At 58.8% G+C, this 17,045-nt stretch carries 16 protein-coding genes; 12 read left to right on the forward strand and 4 right to left on the reverse strand.

What is annotated here, in order from left to right; genetic code table 11:
• The first annotated feature begins 340 nt into the window (after window positions 1-340).
• Window positions 341-2,038 carry a phosphoethanolamine transferase gene (locus GYA94_RS00835; RefSeq protein ID WP_044047182.1) on the forward strand — a complete coding sequence of 566 codons (1,698 nt, stop codon included), beginning with the start codon at window positions 341-343 and terminating at the stop codon, window positions 2,036-2,038.
• Window positions 2,039-2,247: 209 nt separating this feature from the next.
• Here GYA94_RS00835 and GYA94_RS00840 read toward each other — a convergent pair whose 3' ends face one another.
• Window positions 2,248-2,790 (reverse strand): flavin-containing monooxygenase, encoded by a 543-nt coding sequence (locus GYA94_RS00840; protein WP_013974864.1) that lies wholly within the window; start codon window positions 2,788-2,790, stop codon window positions 2,248-2,250.
• Between the two features lie 42 nt (window positions 2,791-2,832).
• On the reverse strand, window positions 2,833-3,171 hold the full coding sequence (locus tag GYA94_RS00845; RefSeq protein WP_013974863.1) for an ArsR/SmtB family transcription factor: 339 nt from the start codon (window positions 3,169-3,171) through the stop codon (window positions 2,833-2,835).
• A gap of 115 nt (window positions 3,172-3,286) precedes the next feature.
• Between GYA94_RS00845 and GYA94_RS00850 the strand changes: the two genes are divergently transcribed.
• The 10 genes from GYA94_RS00850 (at window position 3,287) to GYA94_RS00895 (ending at window position 12,532) form a co-directional block, all read left to right on the forward strand.
• The gene (locus GYA94_RS00850) at window positions 3,287-3,700 is read left to right on the forward strand and encodes an arsenate reductase ArsC (RefSeq protein WP_044047181.1); all 414 of its coding nucleotides are present in this window, start codon (window positions 3,287-3,289) and stop codon (window positions 3,698-3,700) included.
• Window positions 3,701-3,708: 8 nt separating this feature from the next.
• Window positions 3,709-4,065, forward strand: a complete 357-nt coding sequence (locus GYA94_RS00855) for a metalloregulator ArsR/SmtB family transcription factor (protein WP_044047180.1) — start codon at window positions 3,709-3,711, stop codon at window positions 4,063-4,065.
• 19 nt (window positions 4,066-4,084) lie between these two features.
• A complete protein-coding gene (locus GYA94_RS00860) occupies window positions 4,085-4,555 on the forward strand; it encodes an arsenate reductase ArsC (protein WP_044047179.1) in 471 nt (156 codons plus the stop codon).
• A gap of 18 nt (window positions 4,556-4,573) precedes the next feature.
• Window positions 4,574-5,635 (forward strand): ACR3 family arsenite efflux transporter, encoded by a 1,062-nt coding sequence (gene arsB, locus GYA94_RS00865; protein ID WP_054912979.1) that lies wholly within the window; start codon window positions 4,574-4,576, stop codon window positions 5,633-5,635.
• 3 nt (window positions 5,636-5,638) lie between these two features.
• Window positions 5,639-6,355, forward strand: a complete 717-nt coding sequence (arsH, locus tag GYA94_RS00870; protein ID WP_013974858.1) for an arsenical resistance protein ArsH — start codon at window positions 5,639-5,641, stop codon at window positions 6,353-6,355.
• Window positions 6,356-6,367: 12 nt separating this feature from the next.
• A complete protein-coding gene (locus GYA94_RS00875) occupies window positions 6,368-6,871 on the forward strand; it encodes a cyclin-dependent kinase inhibitor 3 family protein (protein ID WP_013974857.1) in 504 nt (167 codons plus the stop codon).
• Between the two features lie 32 nt (window positions 6,872-6,903).
• Complete coding sequence (locus tag GYA94_RS00880) at window positions 6,904-7,908, forward strand: ArsJ-associated glyceraldehyde-3-phosphate dehydrogenase (RefSeq protein ID WP_013974856.1); 1,005 nt, start codon at window positions 6,904-6,906, stop codon at window positions 7,906-7,908.
• Window positions 7,909-7,917: 9 nt separating this feature from the next.
• Window positions 7,918-9,150 (forward strand): organoarsenical effux MFS transporter ArsJ, encoded by a 1,233-nt coding sequence (gene arsJ / locus GYA94_RS00885; RefSeq protein WP_044047293.1) that lies wholly within the window; start codon window positions 7,918-7,920, stop codon window positions 9,148-9,150.
• A 732-nt stretch (window positions 9,151-9,882) separates the two neighbouring features.
• Window positions 9,883-10,821 carry a LysR family transcriptional regulator gene (locus GYA94_RS00890; protein WP_161891636.1) on the forward strand — a complete coding sequence of 313 codons (939 nt, stop codon included), beginning with the start codon at window positions 9,883-9,885 and terminating at the stop codon, window positions 10,819-10,821.
• 520 nt (window positions 10,822-11,341) lie between these two features.
• The gene (locus GYA94_RS00895; protein WP_161891637.1) at window positions 11,342-12,532 is read left to right on the forward strand and encodes a multidrug effflux MFS transporter; all 1,191 of its coding nucleotides are present in this window, start codon (window positions 11,342-11,344) and stop codon (window positions 12,530-12,532) included.
• 176 nt (window positions 12,533-12,708) lie between these two features.
• On the opposite strand, the gene lpdA is transcribed toward GYA94_RS00895, so the two are convergent.
• Window positions 12,709-14,109, reverse strand: coding sequence for a dihydrolipoyl dehydrogenase (gene lpdA, locus GYA94_RS00900; protein WP_161891638.1), 1,401 nt, complete (start codon window positions 14,107-14,109; stop codon window positions 12,709-12,711).
• Window positions 14,110-14,316: 207 nt separating this feature from the next.
• On the opposite strand from lpdA, the gene cfaB reads away from it, so the two are divergent.
• A complete protein-coding gene (gene cfaB / locus GYA94_RS00905; RefSeq protein ID WP_161891639.1) occupies window positions 14,317-15,501 on the forward strand; it encodes a C17 cyclopropane fatty acid synthase CfaB in 1,185 nt (394 codons plus the stop codon).
• 26 nt (window positions 15,502-15,527) lie between these two features.
• Here cfaB and cls read toward each other — a convergent pair whose 3' ends face one another.
• Entirely contained in the window at window positions 15,528-16,967 is a 1,440-nt protein-coding gene (gene cls / locus GYA94_RS00910; RefSeq protein WP_009683545.1) for a cardiolipin synthase, read from the reverse strand.
• Between the last annotated feature and the right edge of the window lie 78 nt (window positions 16,968-17,045).

The raw sequence follows: 17,045 nt of genomic DNA on the forward strand, positions 1-17,045 counted from the left end.
TTCGCCAGATGGCATTGACTACTCAAAGAGTCGGACCTGTCCGATTTTTTATCATAGCCTGAGCATTTACAATCGAAAAAGTCATTATCGCGATTCTGTCAGCATTGTAATCGCGAAGTCATCATGACGTTATCGTGTGGCGGAAATAATGCGCCTAGCGAGAGCTAATTTCTCATTTAATCCTATGCCTCACACATCCTAAGCGTCCTCAGGCTAAGGGGATCAAGGTCTCTGGCGCTCTGTACGGCCTGATTCGCTCAGTGTCTGTCGATGGCTTGCCGTTTAGCTCCCGACTATTCATAACCAGCGCCATGGATGAGCAGCTCCCTAGAGTTTGATAATGACACCTTCTAAATCCATTGTTCACATCCTGTTAAGTAAATGGATCCATGCTATTCGCAAAGTTAGACAGGAAGGCATCAGCACCAATTTACTCATCGCGCTAGTAACTTTTTGGTTGTTGTTGTTCGTGAACGCTGAGCTTTGGCGTGTGCTCTGGCGCCTGGCATTCAACACTGATGAAGTTAACTGGTTGCTCGCCGCCAGCCTGCCAGTCGTAGTGTTCGTTTGGGTGTTCACCGTACTTAGCTTGCTGTCATGGTCAAGACTCGCAAAACCTCTGCTGTGCCTGGTGCTGATCAGCGCGTCGTTCGCCAGCTACTTCATGAGTGCTTACGGCATCGTCATTGATTACACGATGTTCACCAACGTCGTGGAGACCGACGTCGGTGAGGTGTCCGAGCTACTGAACTGGAAACTTGGCCTCTGGGTGGCAATGGTAGGGGTATTGCCCGTCTACCTGATCTGTCTGGTGCCCCTGCGACGCAAGCCCTGGACCAAAGCGTTGGGTAGCAGACTCATCGTCCTGTCGCTCGCACTGGTAACCCTTGCTGGTATCGTGCTGAGCCAGTACCAGTCTTATGCCTCCCTCCTACGCAACAATCGGGAGATCCGGCTCATTCTGGTTCCCACCAATTTGTTTGCTGCCGGTCATGGTTACCTGAAACGCAAGCTGGCCACACCGAAAGCGCTGACCTCCATTGGTACCGACGCCGTGGTGACCAGGCAGGGAGCGGCTCGCAAACCCAAGCTGCTGGTACTGGCAGTGGGGGAAACCGCACGTTCCGCCAACTTCTCCCTTAATGGCTACTCCCGCGATACGAATCCAGAGCTGGAAAAGCGCAATGTCATCAGCTTCTCGAATGTGAGCTCGTGCGGCACTGCCACTGCGGTTTCCCTGCCATGCATGTTCTTGGACGTCGGGAGGGATGAGTACAAGGACGGCTTGGCCAAGAGCCGAGAAGGGCTGCTCGATGTGCTTCAGCGGGCAGGCATCAGTGTCATGTGGACTGATAACAATTCGGGCTGCAAAGGGGTCTGTGATCGGGTGCCAAACCACAAGGCTACCCAACACGCAGATGCTCAACTGTGTACCAGCGACGAGTGCAAGGACGGGGTGCTGCTTTCGGAGATGGAGGACTTCATCAAGCGTCAGGAAGGCGATGCAGTCCTGGTGCTCCACTACAAAGGTAGTCACGGCCCGGCCTACTACAAGCGCTACCCCCCGCAGTTCAAGAAATTCGGGCCGGTCTGCGAGACCAATGAGCTCGACAAATGTAAGCAGCAGGAGGTGATCAATGCCTACGACAATTCGATCCTCTACACCGACTACGTGACGGCCGGGCTGATCGACATCCTGGCTGCGAATACCAAATTCGACACTGCGCTCATGTACGTCTCAGATCACGGAGAGTCACTGGGAGAGGGTGGTCTTTACCTGCATGGGCTGCCCTATGCGATGGCCCCAGATGAGCAAACCAAGGTGCCATTGGTGCTCTGGATGTCTGATTCTCTCGCGAAAAGCGAACGCCTCAATGTGGGCTGCTTGAAAGCACAGACGAGCTCGCCACTGAGCCACGACAACCTGTTCCACACCGTACTCGGGATGATGAACGTCCAGACATCCTCGTATCGCTCAGCTCTTGATTTTACTGCCCCTTGCAAGACTTTGACCGGAAGCACCTACTCAGGCCTCTAATGCTGCAACGGGCTGAACACGTGAGGTCGATAGCGATTCCACATCGAGCTGCTTTGACAGCAGCCAGAAGCTCGACTAACTACATAGCAGTACTCAACAACCCAAGCGGAAAAGGAAATTTGCATGAGCATCAAGCCAGGCCCTAAACGCACCAACGAAGATGGCACTCCGGACAAGAGGCAGCGGGTCACGCCTGAGAAGCAGAAGGATCACCCAGACCTGAAACCCCACAAGCATAAAAAGGGGGAGTAGGGCAGAAAAGCAGCTTTTCGGAGCTGCTTTTTTATCTGCAGACAGTGTCCTGAAAAGCTCTCTAGCCCAGGAATGTCAGGCATGAAAGGACGGCTGAAGCCACCTGATGCCACTACCACAGCACGCGTAGTGAAATTCGCTCCGTTGGCGGTGCGAACCTCAAATGCCTTGCCCTTCTGTACGACCGCCACCACTCGGGTACCGCCCTGAAAAGGGAGCTGAAACTCGGCGGCGTATGCCTCCAGGTACTGCACCACTTCATTTCGCACCGGGTAGTCCTTGGGATCGCCAAGAAACGCTCGCCCCGGCAGCGCTGAGTACTCCGATGGTGAGAACAACTGCAAGCTTTCGTAGTAGTTACGCCAGTTACCGCCCGGGGATGTCTGCTCATCCAAGATGAGGTAATCCAAGCCGTGCTGCTGTAAATGCCAGCCAGTCGCCAAACCTGCTTGCCCACCACCGATAACGACCACATCCAGAACGCGATCCAACTCATTCATATATGCGCACTCATGCATATCTAAAGGCAAAAAAAGGCCGGACTACGGACAGCAGATCGATACTAGACCTTTGGTTCGCTGGAGCAGGCCCTCCAGTCGCTCGACGATCGACCCACCATTTACTTCATAGAACACCTGCCGACCCACCTTGGTGGCCTTCACGATCTTGGCGTCATGCAATACCTGCAGGTGCCTGGAGATCACCGAGCGCTCCTGTGGCAGCTCTTTGGCGATTTCGCCGACATCCGCCCGGCCGAGCAAAAGTACGCGCTTGAAAACCGCGACTCTGGAAGGCTCGCAAAGCGCTTTGAAGAAGGTCTCGTCTAGCGACTCGATGGCGGCTTCGATGGCTTGAGCACGGAGATTTTGGTTGGTCGTCATGCAGCCAATATATGTGCATGAACGCGCACATGTAAAGCCACCCATCATCGAGGGGTTGCGACACATTCGAAAAAGCGTATATTCGAAAAACCATATACACTCAGGGTACCAAGTGATGACTGGCAAGACCCGCGTTCTGTTTGTTTGCACCGCAAACGCCGCTCGCTCCCAGCTCGCCGAAGCTTTGCTCCGGCACACAGACCCTGTGCATTTCGAAGTTTTTAGCGCAGGTACCCAGCCTGGCCAAGTCGATCCGCGCACCTATGACGCCCTCGAATATCTCGATATCGATACCAAGGCTCTACGCAGCAAGTCCATCGACGAGTTTGCAGGGGAACGGTTCGACTACTTGATTACGCTCTGCGACAAGGCAGCCCATGAGTGCCTTACTTTGCCTGCCCTCGGCGAGGTTCTGGCGTGGAACTTCGAAGACCCTGTTACCAGTGACCAACACGATGCCTTCCGACGCACGCTTCATGAGATTCATGAGCGCATCAAAATGTTCGTCCTCGTGAAAACTAAACACTGAGAATTGCTATGACTGACTCGCTGACACCTACCAAGGTTTTCAAATGCCTCGCCGACGAGAACCGCATTCGGATGATGCTGCTGATCTCTCGCGAGGAAGAACTCTGCGTCTGTGAACTGACCTGCGCGCTGGAAGAAAGCCAGCCCAAGGTTTCCCGCCACCTGGCGCAACTGCGCACGTGTGACCTGCTGGAAGACCGGCGTCAGGGCCAGTGGGTTTATTACCGCCTGCATCCATCGCTTCCCGGCTGGGTACGTGAGGTCCTGGCGACGACGCTGGAGGCCAACCGCGAATGGCTGAGTGCTAGCACTAAACGACTGGACACAATGGGTGACCGCCCTCAACGCGTCGCCTCCTGCTGCTGATCATTGCCGAGAAAAACCGATGAAAGTTCTGTTCCTCTGCACCGCCAATAGCTGCCGCAGCATCCTCTCCGAGGCTGTTTTCAATCATCTGGCCCCGGCCGGCATGAAGGCCTACAGCGCCGGCAGCCAGCCAAAGGGTGATGTGCACCCGCTGTCCATCACCGCGCTGCAGCGTGCTGGTATCTCCACCGAGGGCCTCAGCAGCAAGTCAAGTGACGCGCATGCCGAGCTGGCACCGGACTTTGTCATCACCGTCTGCGACAAGGCCGCTGGCGAAGCCTGCCCCGTGTTCTTCGGACCAGCAGTGAAAGCCCACTGGGGGCTTTCTGACCCTTCTGACCAGCAGGGCAACACCGCCGAACTGGACGCAGCGTTCGACGTCACGCTTGAGCAGATCAAACGACGCCTCAATGCATTCCTCGCGCTGCCTTTCGAACAATTGGATGCCGCCCAGCTTAAGGCCGAGCTGGCCCGTATCGGAACGCTCTGACGTTTAGGGAGATCCACCATGAGCAAAAGCCGACTTTCCTTTCTAGACCGCTACCTGACGGTGTGGATCTTTCTGGCCATGGGCCTGGGCATTGGTCTGGGCAGCCTGTTCCAGGGATTGCCTGCGTGGCTGAATAGCCTGTCGGTAGGCTCGACAAACATCCCCATCGCCATTGGCCTCATCGTAATGATGTACCCACCTCTGGCGAAGGTGAAATACGAGGAGTTGCCACAGGTATTCAAGGACAAGCGCATCCTTGCCCTGTCGCTGATCCAGAACTGGGTGATCGGCCCGGTCCTGATGTTCGGGCTGGCCGTTGTCTTCCTTTCCGACAAGCCTGAGTACATGACCGGCCTGATCCTCATCGGCTTGGCACGCTGCATCGCCATGGTGCTGGTGTGGAACCAGATCGCCGGTGGCAACAACCAGTACGTGGCGGGTCTGGTCGCCTTCAACAGCATTTTCCAGATCCTGTTCTTTAGCGTGTACGCCTGGATCTTCCTGGGGCTGTTGCCGCCGCTGTTTGGCCTTGAAGGTAGCGTCATTGAGACCAGCTTCCTCGATATCGCCCAATCGGTGCTGATCTACCTGGGCATCCCGTTCCTGGCTGGTTTCCTGACCCGCAAGATCCTGATCAGCAGCAAGGGCGAGACCTGGTACCAGGAGCGATTCATCCCGAAGATCAGCCCGCTGACCCTTGTGGCGTTGCTGCTGACCATCGTCGCCATGTTCAGCCTGAAAGGCGACATGGTGCTGCAACTGCCGCTGGATGTGCTGCGCATCGCTATCCCGCTGACCATCTACTTCGTGGTGATGTTCTTCATCAGCTTCTGGATGGGCAAGCTGTTGGAAGCTGACTACCCACGTACCACGGCGCTGGCGTTCACTGCAGCGAGCAACAATTTCGAACTGGCCATTGCCGTGGCCATCGCCACCTTCGGCCTTGCCTCGCCGGTCGCGTTTGCCACCGTCATCGGGCCCTTGGTGGAAGTGCCGGTACTGATCTCCCTGGTGGGCGTGGCCTTGTGGCTCAAGCGCCGCTGGTTCGATCAGCCATCTGGCGCCTTGACTCAGGAGTAAATCATGACCGAACACCATATCCCGAATATCGACAACGATCTGGTCGACCTGCCGACAGCAGACAAACTGGCAGTCGAGCAAAAGTCCACCCATAACCCTCGCATCCTGCTGCTGTACGGATCGACCCGCGAACGCTCGTTCAGCCGCCTGCTGACGGAAGAAGCGGCACGCCTGCTGGAGCACTTCGGTGCCGAGACGCGGATCTTCAATCCGACCGGGCTGCCACTGGCGGATGACGTGCCCGATGACCACCCCATAGTCAAGGAGCTGCGCGACCTGGTGCTGTGGTCGGAAGGCATGGTCTGGTGCTCGCCAGAGCGCCACGGCGCGATGACTGGCGTGTTCAAGTCGCAGATCGACTGGATTCCACTGAGCATGGGCGCCGTGCGCCCCACTCAAGGCAAAACCCTCGCGGTGATGCAGGTCTGCGGCGGCTCGCAGTCTTTCAACGTGGTCAACCAGCTGCGCGTCCTCGGCCGCTGGATGCGCATGTTCACCATCCCTAACCAGTCGTCCGTGCCGAAGGCCTATCTGGAATTCGACGAGGCGGGTCGCATGAAACCCTCTTCGTACTACGACCGTGTTGTCGACGTAATGGAGGAGCTGGTGAAGTTCACCCTGCTGCTTCGTGATCGCTCCGACTACCTGGTCGATCGCTACTCCGAACGTAAAGAGTCGGCTGAAGAACTATCCAAGCGTGTCAATCAACGATCCATTTGAGGCTTTGTGAGCATGCAATTGCACCCGTATTCAGTGTTGGCTAATTCCGAACTGGTCGGCCAGCTGATCTTCACTCCGTGCCCAGGTACCAAGGAGACATCGGTATCTCAGGCTCTGGCAACGTTGCACGATGCCGGCGCAAGCGCGCTGGTAACCCTGATGCCGAGTGAAGAACTGCTGCAGAACGAGATCGATCTGCTTCCCGAGGAGTGCCAACTGCTGGGCCTCGAATGGTTCCACCTGCCGGTCGAGGATGACGAAGCGCCCGGTGAGCCGTTTGCGGCCGCCTGGAAGGCTCACCGGGAACGCCTGAAAGAGCTGGTGATGACCGGTAAGACGATCGCCATTCACTGCAAGGGCGGCTCTGGCCGCACCGGCCTGTTTGCCGCCCGCCTGATGATCGAGTGCGGCATCCCTGTGCAGGAAGCTGTTTCCCAGGTCCAGGCCCTGCGTCCACGTGCGATCCAGAACCCTGCGCACGTTGGGTATATCAACCAGTTCAGCGACACCCTCTGACCTTTCGCTAATCGCGATTCGAGAAAAAGAACATGGCTATCAAAGTAGGTATCAATGGGTTTGGCCGTATTGGTCGCTTGGCGCTTCGCGCCTCCTGGGACTGGCCGGAATTCGAGTTTGTGCAGATCAATGACCCGGCCGGTGACGCCGAGACCCATGCCCATCTGATCAACTTCGATTCGATCCACGGACGCTGGCACCGTGAAGCCCGCGCAGAGGGCGACGCGGTAGTGATCGAGGGCAAGCGCATCAAGGTCACCGCCAACAAGACCATCGCGGACACCGACTGGTCGGGCTGTGACTTGGTCATCGAGGCCAGCGGCAAGATGAAGTCGGTAGCCGTACTCCAGGCCTACCTGGATCAAGGCGTCAAACGTGTGGTCGTCTGCGCTCCAGTGAAGGAGAAAGGCGCACTGAACGTGGTGATGGGCGTCAACCAGCACCTATTCGACCCGGCGCAGCATCGTATCGTCACCGCCGCTTCCTGCACCACTAACTGCCTGGCCCCGGTGGTCAAGGTGATTCACGAGAACCTGGGCATACGCCACGGCTCGATCACCACCATTCACGACCTCACCAATACCCAGAGCATTCTGGATACACCGCACAAGGACCTGCGTCGCGCCCGAGCCTCGGGCATGAGCCTGATCCCGACCACCACGGGATCTGCCACCGCAATCGCCGAGATCTTCCCCGAGCTACGCGGCAAGCTGAATGGTCACGCCGTACGTGTACCACTGGCCAACGCCTCGCTGACCGACTGCGTGTTCGAAGTGGAACGTGAGACAACGGCTGAAGAGGTCAACGCGCTGCTGAAAGCCGCAACCGAAGGACCGCTGAAGGACATCCTGGGCTACGAAGAACGCCCCTTGGTGTCCATCGACTACCGCACCGATCCGCGGTCCTCGATCATCGATGCGCTGTCCACCCTCGTAGTCAACGGTACCCAAGTGAAGATCTACGCCTGGTACGACAACGAGTGGGGCTACGCCAACCGTGCGGTTGAACTAGCACGCCTGGTCGGCGCAGCGGAGTAAATGGCGATCATGAAGGCGTTGTCAGCCCTGTCTGCGGAAGTGCGTCAGTACCTGCTGGTTACCGGCAATTACTGGGCCTTCACCCTTACCGACGGCGCTTTGCGCATGCTGGTGGTACTGCACTTCCATTCGCTGGGCTACACGCCGCTGCAGATCGCGGCGCTGTTCCTGTTCTACGAAGTGTTCGGCGTGATCACTAACCTCGTGGGCGGCTACCTCGGCGCCCGCCTGGGGCTCAACCGCACCATGAACATCGGCCTTGGCATGCAGGTCTTCGCCCTGCTGATGCTCACGGTACCAGCAGCCTCGCTGACGGTGCCGTGGGTGATGGCGGCCCAGGCGCTCTCCGGCATCGCCAAGGACCTGAACAAAATGAGCGCCAAGAGCTCCATCAAGCTCCTGGTGCCGGACAGCCAGCAAGGCATCCTCTACAAATGGGTGGCCATCCTGACGGGCTCGAAGAACGCTCTCAAAGGCGTGGGTTTTTTCCTCGGGGGAGCATTGCTCGCGTTGCTCGGTTTCACCCAGGCGGTGCTGGCCATGGCGGCGGTGCTGGCCCTGATCTGGATCGGTAGTCTGATGCTGCTGAAAAAGGACTTGGGCAAGGCCAAGGCCAAACCGAAGTTCCGCGACATGCTGTCCAAGAGCCGGGCCATCAACATCCTCTCGGCCGCACGGCTGGTTTTGTTCGGTGCGCGGGATATCTGGTTCGTCGTGGCACTACCGGTGTACCTGAGCTCTGCGTTTGGCTGGGACTTCTGGCTGGTCGGCGGTTTCTTGGCCGTCTGGGTAATCGGCTATGGCATCGTCCAGTCGTTTGCCCCCCATATCACCGGCAAGAGGCGTGGTCATGTACCCGATGGCCGAGCAGCCTTCATCTGGGCAATCGCTCTGGCCGGACTGCCTGCGCTCATTGCCGTGGGCCTGTCGGCAGGCTGGTCGGCAAAGGTAGTCTTGCTCGGTGGGTTGATGCTGTTCGGTGTGCTGTTCGCCGTGAACTCATCGCTGCACAGCTACCTGATCGTCAGTTATGCCAAGGAAGATGGCGTCTCCCTGGATGTAGGCTTCTACTACATGTCCAACGCCCTCGGTCGTTTGGTCGGCACACTGCTGTCAGGTTGGGTGTTTCAGGCCTATGGGTTGGAGGCTTGCTTGTGGGTTTCCAGCGTCTTCGTATTGGTCGCTGCACTCATCTCGATTGCTCTGCCCAGGCACACTGAAATGGCACAGCAGACGCACTGATCTGAGAGGAAATGCGGAAGCCATCAGGCCTTCGCTTTCATCACAAAGTGCTCCATTTCTGCTGCGGTATTTCGGGCCGTGCGGGACACCCCGTTCACAGAACGTGTTGCTTACGCGCCTCCGCCACAGGCGGGACCATCATGACATCGCCCAACCCACCGACTGGCTGGTCAATGACGCGCCCGGGGAGTTTTTCTCTAGCGCAACCGTCCTGGCACAGTTCAATTCTCTAACTCCACTGTCTCCGTTCCAAGCACAAAAGATACCATCATAATTTTTTCGGGTTTTTTCCGAGGCGTACCCCTGCGATTTTTCTCCGGCTGAACCTTTGCTGTGACAACCGTTATTGTTGTGACAACCTTTATTAAACGAAAACCCCCGAGATTTTTTGAAAAGCGATGCTTTGTGACAACCTTTAATTTCGCTTCCACAGGATCAACCTCCCCGCTAGGCCGCGAATTTCCAGAGGTTTTGTGACAGAGTTTATTAATAAGCAACATTCAGTTGGTTTCCGGCAATAAAGTGGTACCGCGACATTAAAAGCGGTCATGCGCGATCGCGGCCTCCTGGTGATCCAGGCTCCGCTCGCGTCCACCACTGGCACTGCCGGGGGGCGCAGTAGCGCCCCAGCCGAGCACCCCATAGAGCGGTGGCAACCACACCAGCACCACGGTCGCGGCTTGGTTGGCTGTGGCCAGCTGTGCGGCCTGGGCAGGCTAAGAAGGAATTTCCGTGCTCCACAGCAACTACCTCAAGCAGTTGGATCTGCAGGACATCGTGGTGTTTCTCAACTTGCTGGAGTTGCGCAGTGCCAAACGCACCGCTGAGCTGATGAGCGTGAGCCAGCCGACGGTCAGTTATTGTTTAAAGCGGCTGCGCGGCTGCTTTGACGACACGTTGTTCTCTTCATCCCAAGGGGTACTGCAACCGACCAGCAAGGCCGAGAAGATCGCGCCTTATTTGCGCGTGGTGGTCGAGTCGGTCAACCGCTGCGCGGAAGACGAATATCAAGCATCTGACCAAGCCGTGCGTAAGATCTGGCGGCTATGCGCGCCGGAGTATTTCGAGTTGTCGTTCCTGCCGCAAGCCCTGGCGATGCTGTCGCACACGCATGCCAATACGTCGCTGCACCTCGACCGCCTGAGCCGCGACCTGCCTGTGGATCAGCTGATGTCAGGGGAAATCGACATCGCGATCGGCTTCGGTCCGGGCTATCACCAGATGCACCCGGAGTTGCAATGGCAAGCGGTGGTCAACGACGACTTTGTCTGCCTGACCAGTCAAAACGGGTTGGCCAACGACGCGGCCATGAGCCTGGATGAATTCTGCGCCTCGCCCCACGTATTCCCCACACCGTGGATTTCGGAAAAGAACATGGTCGACAGCTGGCTGGATAAAGTCGGCCGTTCACGCAATGTGCTGGTGCGCGCCAATGGTTACCAAGCCTGCGTGAACACCGTAGCCGCGGTACCGGCCACGCTCGCACTACCGGCGCGCCTGTTGCCGCATCTGCGCATACCGTCATCAGTGAAAGTCTGTCAGCCGCCGCTGGGTTTCCCAACGTTTACCTTGGACATGATCTGGGCGCGCGACCGTCGGGACAGCAAAGATATCGCCAGCCTGCGCAAGTTGATCGAACAGGTGGCCGAAGTGTTGTTGACGGCACCATGAAACAGGCTTTTAAATTTTCACCACGCTTTTAGATTTCTTAAAATCAGCCAGCCGCTCATTTCTCTTATCGTGTGGTCACCGGGTAGCGCAAGACCTACCTGAGTTCCACGCTTTCACGGAGGAATGAGTCATGCTGGCGTACGCCCACCTGTGGTATTTCCCTTTTTCCAACAACCGACGCCGTGCTACGGCTTCGAGTGTGCCATTGCGGTCGATCGCTACATGCGTGTAAGCGATTCGATCAGCCCTATGCACATCGTGCGCAATTTCTACAAAGGCCGGCACGGCTCGTTGTCTGCAGGAAGCGGCGCGTACCCACTACCTCAGGCACTACGACGCCACCCCCCGAGCCTTCGCTTCGTTTCGTAGCGCCAGCAGCGCCGATCAAGCCCGGGTCAAGGATCCGCAGGTCAATCGGGGTTCCTACCACAAACAAGGCCCTGCCCACTTTCAACCGCCAGGCCTCGGCCTGACCACGACGCGCGCCGGGCATCCGCTGCCCGGTGCGCCGGAGGTAAGCATGAACGCGACCAAGCGTTACGAGAATTTCATTGTCTTCCTGGCGCCGCTGATCAACAGCGTGGGCGGTATCGCCATCGACCTGCACGCGCCGAGTATCCCCTCCATTGGCCGTGAACTGTCAGCCAGCCCGGCGCTGATGCAGAACACCATCACCATCACCCTGATGTTCTACGCACTGGGGCAGCTGTTCTTCGGCATCATGGCCGATGCCCGTGGGCGGCGGCCGGCGGTGCAATTGGGGCTGCTGGTGTTCCTCGCGGGCAGCGTGCTGGCAACCGTGGCCACGTCCATCGAGATGCTCCTGCTCGCCCGCGCCCTGCAAGGCTTCGCCATCGGCGCCTGTCAGGTAGTTGCCCGTGCGCTGCTGGTGGACATCGTCAAAGGGCCGCGTTTCTACGTAGCGATCATCTACCTGAGCCTGGCCTTCGGCCTGGGGCCGGTGATCGCGCCGTACATTGGCGGGGTGATCGAAGTGCACCTTGGCTGGCGCTACAACTTCGTCCTGTACGCCGTATACGCCGTCATCGTGTTGGCCTTCGTGCTGGCAGGGCTCAAGGAGTCGTTGCCCGCAATGAACAGACGCAGCGCCTTGCACACCTGTGCCGGCTACCGCCCGATCCTGGCGGACAGCCGCTTTCGGGCCTCGGTGGTTGTGCTCGGCTCGAGCTTCTCGGCGTTTCTGCTATGGAACGTGTTCGGCCCACACATCGTCCAGGAACGCCTGGGGCACAGCGCGCAATACTTCGGCACCACCGCGCTGGCTGTGGGTAGCTGCTACCTGGTCGGCACTCTGGTCAACCGTGCGCTGATCCGGCAGGTCAAGCCACGGCTGCTGATGTGGGCAGGAATGGCGGTGTTTCTGCTCGGCGTGGTGACCATCGCCACGCAGGCAGAGGACCTACACCTGGTCTCGATCTTGGGCGGCATCATGCTGGTCGCGTTCGGTCAGGGCTTCATCTTCTCCAACGCCATGGCCAACTCGATGTCGCTGTTCCCCGACCGCGCCGGTGTTGCCGCCAGCCTGCAAGGCTGTCTGATGCTGGTATTCGGGTCATTGGCCTCGGCGCTGGTCAGCGCTTTGCCGCTGACCTCGAACCTGGCAATTGCCTGCGTGTTTCTGGTGCTTTGGTTGATCTCGTTGTCGGGCATGCTGAGCGTGCGCGTGCCGCGTCAAGCCTCGGTGGCCTGAAGCCTGCCGACCCCGGCGGTGCAGCGTATCTGTTGCCGGGATCTGCAAGGCAGCGCTGAGCAGTATTCATCAACCAGCAGAATCGAGTAACTGCAACGCACCAAACGCTTGCCTGCGCCGAAGGGGGAAGCAGCGGACGCAAGCTCCCGCTCGCTGTTACCCTCGGCGTAGTCGACTCAAATCTGCATGGCCATGCCATCCACATTCATCGCTGCCTGGCGCAACGCTTCGGAGCGGGTGGGGTGGGGGTGGCAGGTGAGGGCGATATCTTCGGCCGAGGCCGAGAACTCCATGGCCACGCAGAATTCACCGATCATTTCGCTGACGCTCGGGCCCACCAGGTGCACACCCAGCACTTCGTCGGTTTTGGCATCGGCAAGTACCTTGGCGAAGCCTTCGGTCTCGTGGTTGATCTTGGCGCGGCTGTTGGCCGTGAAGGGGAATTTGCCCACTTTGTATTCACGCCCTTCGGCCTGGAGCTGCTCTTCAGTCTTGCCCACGCTGGCCAGCTCCGGCCGGGTATAGATCACGCCTGGGATGAGGTTGTAGTTGACCTCGTGCGGTTTGCCGGCGATGCGCTCGATGCAGGCCACTGCTTCGTCTTCGGCCTTGTGCGCCAGCATCGGCCCGGAAGTGACGTCGCCGATTACCCACAGCCCGGGCACGGAAGTGCGGTGGTGTTCGTTGCCGAGCATGCCGCGCTTGTCGGTTTCCAGGCCTGCGCTTTCCAGGTTCAGGCCTTTGGTATAGGGGCGGCGACCGATGGCGACCAGTACATAATCGGCTTGCAGTGTTTCTGCCGCGCCACCCGCTGCAGGCTCCAAGGTCAAGGCCACGCCGTCGGCGCTGGCGGTCGCGTGGGTCACTTTGCTGCCCAGCTTGAACGCCATACCTTGCTTGGCCAATGCCTTCTGCAGGGTCTTGGCGGTTTCGCTGTCGGTGCCAGGGCAGATGCGATCGAGGTATTCGATGACCGTGACCTGGCTACCCAGCCGGCGCCACACCGACCCCAGCTCGAGGCCGATCACCCCGGCACCGATGACGACCAGGTGCTTGGGCACCTGCGGCAGCGACAGCGCGCCGGTCGAGTCGATGATGCGCTGGTTGTCGATGGTCACGCCTGGCAGCGGCGTCGGCTCGGAACCGGTGGCGATGACGATGTCTTTGGCCTGCAGCGTGGTTTCGCTGCCGTCCTGCGCCTTCACGACCACTTTGCCGACGCCATCCAGGCGGCCCCAGCCCTTGACCCAGTCGACCTTGTTCTTGCGGAACAGGTACTCGATGCCTTTGGTCAGGCCGGCCACGCTCTCGTCCTTCTGCTTCATCATCTGGGCGAGGTTCAGCGTAGGTTTGACTTCGATGCCGAGGTGGGCGAACGCCTCACCGCTGGCGGCTTCGTAGAGTTCGGAAGCATGCAGCAGTGCCTTGGACGGCATGCAGCCGACGTTCAGGCAAGTGCCGCCCAAGGTCGAGCGGCCCTCCACGCAGGCGACACTGAGCCCAAGTTGGCCAGCGCGAATGGCTGCGTTGTAGCCGCCAGGGCCACCGCCGATGATCACCACGTCATAGGTTTTCATGGTTCAACTCCAGGGATGTAGAAACGCGACAGGGGCATTAGGTTAGGCTGAGCCTTTAGAATTGTATACAATTTGCTGCGCATATCAGCGCGGCAGGGTCTAGACCATGGTCTGATCGGGAGGAAACATCCCATGGATGAACTACTCTGATTCGACGACGTTCGAAATTTCGGGCGTCGTGGCCAATTACGGATAGGAGGGTCGTTCATGCTTGCGCAACTTCCACCGGCACTGCAGAGCTTGCATCTACCGCTGCGGCTGAAACTCTGGGACGGCAACCACTTCGATCTCGGGCCCAGCCCGCAGGTAACCATACTGGTCAGAGAACCCCAGTTGATCAGCCAGCTGACCCACCCGAGCATGGACCAGTTGGGCACGGCATTCGTCGAAGGCAAGTTGGAGCTTGAAGGCGATATCGGTGAGGCCATACGCGTTTGCGATGAGCTGAGCGAGGCACTGCTTACCGACGAAGACGACACGCCGCCCCAGCGCCTGGCGCATGACAAGACCACCGACGCCCAGGCCATTTCCTATCACTACGACGTTTCCAATGAGTTCTACCAGCTGTGGCTGGACCAGGACATGGTGTACTCGTGCGCTTATTTTCGCGAGCCGGACAACACCCTCGATCAGGCGCAGCAGGACAAGTTCGAGCACCTGTGCCGCAAGCTGCGGCTCGATGCGGGCGACTATCTGCTCGATGTGGGCTGTGGCTGGGGAGGGCTGGCGCGTTTCGCCGCCCGTGAGTATGGCGCCAAGGTATTCGGCATCACCCTCAGCAAAGAACAGTTGAAGCTCGGCCGCCAGCGGGTCAAGGCAGAGGGTCTGAGCGACAAGGTCGATTTACAGATACTCGATTACCGCGACCTGCCGCAAGACGGCCGCTTCGACAAGGTTGTCAGCGTGGGCATGTTCGAGCATGTCGGCCATGCCAACCTGGCGTTGTATTGCCAGAAGCTGTTCGGTGCGGTGAGGGAAGGGGGGCTGGTGATGAACCACGGCATCACCGCCAAGCATGTCGATGGTCGGCCGGTGGGGCGAGGTGCAGGCGAGTTCATCGATCGCTACGTGTTCCCACATGGTGAGCTGCCCCACCTGTCGATGATCAGTGCCAGCATCTGCGAAGCAGGGCTGGAGGTGGTGGACGTGGAGAGCTTGCGCCTGCACTACGCCAAGACCCTGCACCACTGGAGCGAGAATCTGGAGAACCAGCTACACAAGGCGGCGGCACTGGTCCCCGAGAAAACCCTGCGCATCTGGCGGTTGTTCCTGGCCGGGTGTGCCTATGCGTTCCAGAAGGGCTGGATCAACCTGCACCAGATTCTGGCAGTGAAGCCCTATGCCGACGGGCATCACGACCTGCCCTGGACACGCGAGGATCTGTACCGCTGACACCTACCTCTGGTCGGCGGCACCGATTACAGGATTGGGGATATCAAGCGTGCGATGCGCATCCCCAATTGCTGTAGCCGGTGGGTGTCGCGGCTGTCCTCAACGGTTATTTCTCGCGCCTGCTCGAAGTCTTCATTCAACATACGTTCCACCTGGTCGGCAAAGCCACGGTCGACCGTCAGCAGGGTGATCTCGAAGTTCAGGCGGAATGAACGGTTGTCCAGGTTGGCACTGCCGATTGCGCTGACCTCGTCATCTACCAGTACCACCTTCTGGTGCAGGAAACCCGGCTGGTAGCGGAACATGCGTACGCCTGCGCGTACCGCTTCGAAGGCAAACAGGCTGGAGGCGGCATAGACAACCCGGTGGTCGGGGCGTGCCGGGATCAATACGCGCACATCCACCCCACGCAGTGCTGCCAGGCGCAATGCCGCGAACACCGCTTCGTCAGGGATGAAGTAGGGGGTGGTTATCCACACCCTGCGCGTGGCGGAGTGGATGGCTTCAAGGAAGAACAGTGCGCAGGTTTCCTGTGGGTCCGCTGGCCCACTGGCCAGGGCCTGGCAGAGCACGCCGTCGTCCGGGTAGGCATCTGGCAGAATCAGCGGCGGCAGCTGGCGCGAGGCCCAGTACCAGTCTTCGGCGAACGACTCTTGCAGGCAGGCCAGCACTGGCCCGCCGATCTGCACATGAGTATCGCGCCACGGTGAAAGCTGCGGGTCTTCACCCAGGTACTCGTCACCTACGTTATGCCCGCCGATGAAACCGACCAAGCCATCCACCACCACGATCTTGCGATGGTTGCGGAAGTTGACCTGAAAGCGGTTGAACCAACCACGCCGGGTGGCGAAAGCGTGAACCTGTACGCCGCCATCACGCAGCGCCTGGCTATAGCTGGCTGGCAAGGCATGGCTACCGACACGGTCGTACAGCACAAAAACCTGAACCCCTTCAGCCGCCTTGCGCAGCAGCAGGTGCTGTAACGCCTTGCCGAGTTTGTCGTCATGGATGATGAAGAACTGCACCAGCACCACATCGCGGGCTTTTTCGATGGCCGCGAAAATGGCATCGAAGGTGGCCTTGCCATTGATCAGCAGCTTCACCTGGTTGTTCGCCAGGCAAGGCATGCGCCCCAGTTTGGGCATGGCGCGTAGCGCGGCGTAGCTTTCCGACTCGCGGGCGGTCAGGGCTTCTTCAACCCATGGTCGCCAGTTGAGGTTGGCCATTGCAACGTGCATTTCCTGGTTGGCTTGGCGGCGCGCCTTGATGTACGCATTGAACGAACGGGCGCCGAACACCAGGTACGGTATAAGGGTGAAATAAGGAATGAAGAACAACGGCATCGCCCAGGCAATTGCGCCTTGGGCCGTGCGCACCGTGAACAACGCGTGCAGTGCGGCTACGATACCCAGTAGATGAATCAGGCCAATTACATAACCAAAGAAATAGGGGCTGTGGTAATCCATATGCATCCTGCTCACCGAGTACTGTTGGCTAACAGAACACGTTCCCGGTGCACCTTGCAACCTGCGGATGGTTTTGGC

Origin of the sequence: Pseudomonas juntendi (assembly GCF_009932375.1) — a bacterium.
Taxonomy (GTDB): Bacteria; Pseudomonadota; Gammaproteobacteria; order Pseudomonadales; family Pseudomonadaceae; genus Aquipseudomonas; species Aquipseudomonas juntendi.